General features: G+C 37.8%; 6 protein-coding genes and 2 rRNA genes. 3 read left to right on the forward strand and 5 right to left on the reverse strand.

Features of this window, described 5'->3' with window-relative positions:
- Positions 1 to 6 precede the first annotated feature (6 nt).
- Positions 7 to 1,620 (reverse strand): putative polysaccharide biosynthesis protein, encoded by a 1,614-nt coding sequence (locus BN1066_RS19610; RefSeq protein WP_077321562.1) that lies wholly within the window; start codon positions 1,618 to 1,620, stop codon positions 7 to 9.
- Between the two features lie 292 nt (positions 1,621 to 1,912).
- On the opposite strand from BN1066_RS19610, the gene BN1066_RS19615 reads away from it, so the two are divergent.
- From BN1066_RS19615 to BN1066_RS19625, 3 genes are all read left to right on the forward strand, one after another.
- Complete coding sequence (locus BN1066_RS19615; protein ID WP_077321407.1) at positions 1,913 to 3,178, forward strand: BaiN/RdsA family NAD(P)/FAD-dependent oxidoreductase; 1,266 nt, start codon at positions 1,913 to 1,915, stop codon at positions 3,176 to 3,178.
- Positions 3,179 to 3,260: 82 nt separating this feature from the next.
- Complete coding sequence (locus BN1066_RS19620) at positions 3,261 to 3,458, forward strand: hypothetical protein (protein WP_077321408.1); 198 nt, start codon at positions 3,261 to 3,263, stop codon at positions 3,456 to 3,458.
- 147 nt (positions 3,459 to 3,605) lie between these two features.
- On the forward strand, positions 3,606 to 4,787 hold the full coding sequence (locus BN1066_RS19625) for a dicarboxylate/amino acid:cation symporter (protein WP_077321409.1): 1,182 nt from the start codon (positions 3,606 to 3,608) through the stop codon (positions 4,785 to 4,787).
- 210 nt (positions 4,788 to 4,997) lie between these two features.
- On the opposite strand, the gene BN1066_RS21390 is transcribed toward BN1066_RS19625, so the two are convergent.
- The 4 genes from BN1066_RS21390 to BN1066_RS19645 all read right to left on the reverse strand — a co-directional run.
- Positions 4,998 to 5,090, reverse strand: coding sequence for a hypothetical protein (locus tag BN1066_RS21390; RefSeq protein ID WP_077321410.1), 93 nt, complete (start codon positions 5,088 to 5,090; stop codon positions 4,998 to 5,000).
- A gap of 140 nt (positions 5,091 to 5,230) precedes the next feature.
- Positions 5,231 to 5,407 (reverse strand): transposase, encoded by a 177-nt coding sequence (locus BN1066_RS21080; protein ID WP_077321411.1) that lies wholly within the window; start codon positions 5,405 to 5,407, stop codon positions 5,231 to 5,233.
- A gap of 379 nt (positions 5,408 to 5,786) precedes the next feature.
- A 5S ribosomal RNA gene (rrf, locus tag BN1066_RS19640) occupies positions 5,787 to 5,902 on the reverse strand.
- Between the two features lie 160 nt (positions 5,903 to 6,062).
- Positions 6,063 to 6,665, reverse strand: a 23S ribosomal RNA gene (locus tag BN1066_RS19645); the annotation flags it as partial.

The raw sequence follows: 6,665 nt of genomic DNA on the forward strand, positions 1-6,665 counted from the left end.
TCGCTCCTATCGTCGGAATAATTTATCTAAAAAGCCAATTCGCCTTCCTAATACTCTTTCCATTAATGTGGAATAATAGGCTAAGCCTAAATAAACCATTCCACCCGCAACGACACACACGGTTAAAACTATACTCATGCCAAATCTGCCTTCTGGTACGACCAAATACAACAAAAATCGAAGTAAAATGATAATCAAGCACATAATCGCAATAAATATACCGATTAAGATCGTTCGTTTCATTAATTGCTTATACGAAAATTGGATTGCTGTGCTTATTCGCCAAAGATTTAATATCACAGCTATTCCAGCTGCTAAAGCTGTGCCAAAAATCGCTCCTTTAGCACCGAACACATAAATAAGTTGAATATTGAACAGTAATTTTACTAAGACTCCAGCAGACAAACTAATAACAGCAAAGCGCTGTTGATTAATGCTTTGCAAAATAGATGACGATACCGTAAACAAGCCAAAGACAAGCGCTACCGGTGCATACCACGCAAGTAACTGACCAGATATCTGGATATTATCTATCCCAAATAATGTACCATATGCTTCTTTCGACAAAATAGAAAGTCCTACAGCAGCAGGTAAGATAAGAAACATAATTATTTGAAGCGCTTGGTTAATCTGTTTTTCTAAAAATACGCTGTTTTTCTGCGTAAATGATTTTGTCATCTCCGGTAAAATCGCAAGCGACAAACCTGTAGCCAGTGTAACAGGAATAATTACAAGCTTATGACCATAAAAATTCATAGCTGAATAAGCAAATGCCCAAATATCTTCTTGATTACTCGCTACCATTGCTCTTTCAAAAGTAAATTGATCAATCAATTGATAGACAGGTGTAGCTAGACCAACTAAAATAAATGGACCGGCATAACGAAACAACTCAGCAAGCATGTCGCGTGTGCGAAGATCATGTGTATAAATTTGCTGTTGCAATTGTCTTTGTATGTACGGCTGACGTTTACGCCAGTATACCCATAAAACAAAACAAGAAGCGACCGCCCCTAAAAACGCAGAAAAGGTAGAAAAACCAACTGCAGCTATTACAGAACCATTTAATACTGAAACAATAACAAATGATCCACCTAATATAAATGCAATACGGACAATTTGTTCCATAATTTGGGATATTGCTGTAGGGCCCATGGAATGATGACCTTGAAAAAATCCCCTTACAATGCTCATCGCCGGTATTAAAATAAGGGCAAAACTGACCATTTTAATTACAAATGCCACATCAGCAGAAGTAATGCTTTTCGCATCTTGACTTGTAATCATTTGCGCTGCCAACCAATCCGCACTAAAAAACATTGCAAAGAACGCTAATACTCCTGTTCCGATCATTAGCGCCATGCCCGTACGGAACATTCGCATCCCTGTTTCATAATCTCCGACAGCATTATACTTTGCCACAAATTTAGATACAGCTAGCGGTACACCTACAGTAGACAAGCTAATAAAAATATTATAGGGTGTATAAGCATATGCAAACAAGGTACCACCAGTTGCACCAACTAACGAATTAAATGGAATGACATAAATCATTCCGAGAAATTTGGAGAGAAAAGATGCTCCAGTTAATAACATAGTTCCACGTACAATATTTGACATTATTTCACCTGCATTTACCAACATTTAGTTAAAAAGCTTCTATATAGTATTTAGTAGACATTCAATCTAGCTTATGACCTATTTTATCACACTTTTCGTTCATGCTAATCAATTTATGGCGACATCTTTTACAAAAAACGTAAAAGAGAATTCTCCTGCTATGTTTTTTCATGCAAGAAGGGCCTTAAAGTTTCTGTACAATTTCATACTCAAATATATAGAGTTAAATTCCAGTGCATTGTCACGCCATCAAGATCATGATACGATACCATACGGAAAGGAATGAAGGAAATTGTTTTATGATGTTGTTATTATCGGCGGCGGTCCCTCTGGCATAATGGCTGCGATCGCTGCGGCTGAATCCGGAGCTAATACATTATTAATCGAAAAAGGGAATAAACTAGGGAAAAAACTGGCTATTTCAGGAGGAGGTAGATGTAATGTAACGAATCGACTACCTCAAGATGAGGTGATTAAACACATCCCTGGAAATGGCAAGTTCTTATACAGTGCTTTTTCTATATTTAATAATTATGATATTATCGAGTTCTTTACAAAGCTAAATGTCCCTCTTAAGGAGGAAGATCATGGTAGAATGTTCCCTGTATCAAATCAGTCTAAAACAGTAATTCAAGCCCTATTAAACCGTATGGAAGAACTTCATATAAGTATTCGTTTAAATGCTCCCGTTAAAACAATTCATTTCGCAAAGCCTAACCATTCAATTATCCTCCAAAATGGTGATGAAATTCAAGCGAAATCTGTTATTGTTGCAGTTGGTGGTAAGGCCGTTCCCCATACAGGTTCAACCGGTGATGGCTATGCTTGGGCAAAAAAAGCCGGGCATACCGTGACAGACCTTTATCCTACAGAAGTTGCATTAATTTCTAAAGAACCATTTATTAATAATAAAACACTTCAAGGAGTATCGTTACGAGATATAAAATTATCTGTACTTAGTAAAAATGGGCGGAAAATAATTACTCATCAAATGGATATGATATTCACCCATTTTGGTGTTTCCGGTCCTGCTGTTTTGCGTTGTTCTCAATTTGTGGTTAAGGAATTACGGAAAGGACAAACAGCAGTACCAATGGTCATTGATTTATTTCCTCATATTTCAGAACAAGAACTAATCAGGGAGTTTCTTGACTTAATACATGTAAATCCGAGAAAAACCTTTAAAAATTTGTTGAAGGGGTGGGCCCCAGAGAGATTTATCACTTTTTTATGTCAGCGACACCATATTCATGAAGAACAAAAAGCAGGCACTATTTCAAAACAGATTATCCATCAATTTTCACACCATTGTAAACATTTTATATTTCATGTACATGATTCTTTGCCACTAGATAAGGCATTCGTTACTGGTGGTGGAGTATCCATTAAAGAAATTGTCCCAAACACAATGAAATCAAAGCTAATGGATCGTTTATATTTCTGTGGAGAAATTCTGGATATTCATGGATATACCGGTGGCTATAACATTACATCTGCATTCGTTACTGGGAGAATAGCAGGCTTAAATGCAGCTATTGAATCCTCTACTGGTAGTTGATACCTTGAATGTTTTTTGAAAAGATGTTCAACCTAAATAATGTCTATTTATCACTATAAGGGCAGAGAAAGGGTTGGTTATTGTGCAAAGAAACGGAATTTGGTTACCGCTTATTGCTTCTGTAGGTGTTGGTGCAGCAACGTTTTACACGATGACAAAGAACAATCAAAAATTTGGACAAACCATGCAAAAGATGATTCCATTTGTATCGCAAATGGCAAATTCTAATACTGCTAATGCTGGTGGGGCTCAGCAATTAGGCCCTTATGGTATGAGCTAAATAGATAAAGCGCACCGGATAATGGTGCGCTTTTTAAATTTGTAATTTTTTTGTCATCTGTTTGTTAAAAAATTCTTTAATTATGTTAGACGAATTTATTAAATTTGTGTAAAATAGATGTTATTATACCTGAAGGGAGGATACCATATGAAAAGCTTTGGTTTATTATTTCGAATATTTTTAGCAATTATACTAGGTATTGCTATTGGTTCTTTCGTTAATAATTGGTTTATTCGCTTTTTTGCTACTTTTAATGACATTTTTGGTAGTTTTTTAGGATTTATTATTCCTTTAATTATTATTGGTTTTATTGTTCCGGGTATTGGATCATTAGGTAAAGGTGCAGGTAAATTATTGGGCTTAACTGCTGTAATCGCTTATACATCGACTATTATTGCTGGTATCATAGCATTTATATCAGCGAAATTGCTTTACCCAAGCTTGTTAACCCAACAATCTCTACAATCATTTTCCGATCCTTCCAAAGCATTAAGCAGTGGGTTTATTGAAATAGAAATGCCACCCCCTATGGAAGTGATGACTGCATTATTACTCTCGTTTGTAATTGGTTTGGGAATCGCAGCGATTAAAGGAGATGTACTTTATAAATTATCACTTGATTTTCGTGATATCATTCATTTAGTTATTGAAAAAGTGATCATCCCATTACTACCTTTTCATATTTTCGGGATTTTTGCTAATATGACTGCTGCTGGTCAAGTTAGCACGATTTTATCGGTTTTTGCTAAAGTGTTTGTCATGATCATTGTTCTGCATTTACTCTACTTATTTTTACAATATAGCTTTGCTGGTATGATAAGTAAACAAAACCCTATCAAAATGATTCAAACAATGGCACCAGCATATTTCACAGCGCTTGGGACACAGTCTTCAGCTGCAACTATCCCTGTCACCTTGAAACATGCAAAAAAACTAAAAGTACGAAGCAGCATTGCTGACTTTACAATACCATTATTGGCGAATATCCATCTTTCTGGAAGTACTATCACAATTGTTAGTTGTGCACTAGCTGTAATCTTCTTACAAGGGGATGCTGCATCATTTAGTACCATATTCCCCTTTATTATTATGTTAGGATTCACTATGGTTGCCGCACCTGGTGTACCAGGAGGTGCAGTGATGGCTGCGGTGGGTCTATTGAAAAGCATGCTTGGCTTTGATGCTACCATGGTATCGCTTATGATTGCATTATATCTGGCACAAGATAGTCTTGGTACAGCTTGTAATGTAACTGGAGACGGTGCTATTACTTCAATTACTGATACGTTAAGGAAAAGAACCGCAAAAGAAGAAGCAAGTATTTTGTAATGAATGAAGGGACTGACCCAAGAGACTGCTAATAAGTGGTTTTAAGGTCGGTACCTTTATTTATTCAACCTGAATGGTGGTATCGGTATAAAACAGATACCTGTCGAGATAAAAGACGGGCCTTGTCAAATGTGGTGGCAACTTCCACCAACTGTTTTGATTTCACATGATTTTTTTAATCTCTTGTTGCTACAATACAATATGTTTCATTCACTCAAAGCTTTTAATCCCAAATGAATTACGTTTTAACAGTTTTATGGTATTATTTACTTCTGCCATATAGCCATTGTTAAATGGGTACATAAACGAATGTACAATTTCTTTTTTCCAGCATTAGAATGTTCCTTACACGCTGAAATGCTTCCAAATTGGAGCTTTTCATAGCTTCCATACAGGATTCCAAGCTTGATTTTGCGTTTTTGTTACTTTCTTTAACCATATATCTAGCTTATTTTTAACTGGTAGGCTTCTTCTAAGCAAGGATCTATAAGAAGCAGCTTGACCGCCTTTTCTTTCTCGTCTTCATTTAACTTATAAAGCGATTTCCATATTAATTTTTTACTTCGCTTTACCGTTTCTTCACAACGCTCTTCATCTAATGCTCCATAAACCTGTTTCATATAGTGAAATCGATCGGTTATGATCAGTGGGCTTTCCCAACAGTATGTTTAAAGGATTTGGGTAAATTCATCAAGACGATTTTCACACTTCCAGTATCACAGGACTGTTATTAGGGATTAAAACCAAAACATATGGACATATAGAATTATGAGCGATTAAAAATGGTGGATTGCTGGTTAAAGGGGGAGGAAATTCTGTACAGACTTCTATAAAATGATGTTACCTATTGTCTGGTAACTCAAAATTATCAAAAGAGGGGGAAGGCAGATATTTTTTTGTTTGCTTATAAAACCTTGTCGAGATAAAAGACACCACCACATTCAGTATCAGTCACACAAAAAAACTGACCATTTAAAAAAGGTCAGTTTTTCTTAGTATGCCTGGCGGCGTCTTACTCTTGCAGGGGCAAAGCCCCAACTACCATCAGCGCTGGAGAGCTTAACTTCTGTGTTCGGTATGGAAACAGGTGTGACCTCTCCGCTATTGCTACCAGACATACTTATGATTTTACTGTCTTTGTGAGCTTCTAAAAAATAGGCACAAGCCTTATTATAATTGTTTTCGTAAAAAAAGCAAGTACTTTTCATCAAAAAATATGGATCATACCTTAAAAACTAAATAAGAGATCATTCAACGACTATCTTTCCATTAGATTTAGTTAAGTCCTCGATCGATTAGTATTCGTCAGCTTCACGTGTCACCACGCTTCTACCTCGAACCTATCTACCTCATCATCTTTGAGGGATCTTACTCACTTGACGTGATGGGAGGTCTCATCTTGAGGGGGGCTTCATGCTTAGATGCTTTCAGCACTTATCCCTGCCACACGTAGCTACCCAGCTGTGCTCCTGGCGGAACAACTGGTACACCAGCGGTGTGTCCATCCCGGTCCTCTCGTACTAAGGACAGCTCCTCTCAAACCTCCAACGCCCACGACGGATAGGGACCGAACTGTCTCACGACGTTCTGAACCCAGCTCGCGTACCGCTTTAATGGGCGAACAGCCCAACCCTTGGGACCGACTACAGCCCCAGGATGCGATGAGCCGACATCGAGGTGCCAAACCTCCCCGTCGATGTGAACTCTTGGGGGAGATAAGCCTGTTATCCCCGGGGTAGCTTTTATCCGTTGAGCGATGGCCCTTCCATGCGGGACCACCGGATCACTAAGCCCGACTTTCGTCCCTGCTCGACTTGTAGGTCTCGCAGTCAAGCTCCCTTCTGCCTTTACACTCTGCGAATGATTTCCAACCATTCT

Source organism: Virgibacillus proomii (assembly GCF_900162615.1).
Taxonomy (GTDB): Bacteria; Bacillota; Bacilli; order Bacillales; family Amphibacillaceae; genus Virgibacillus; species Virgibacillus proomii.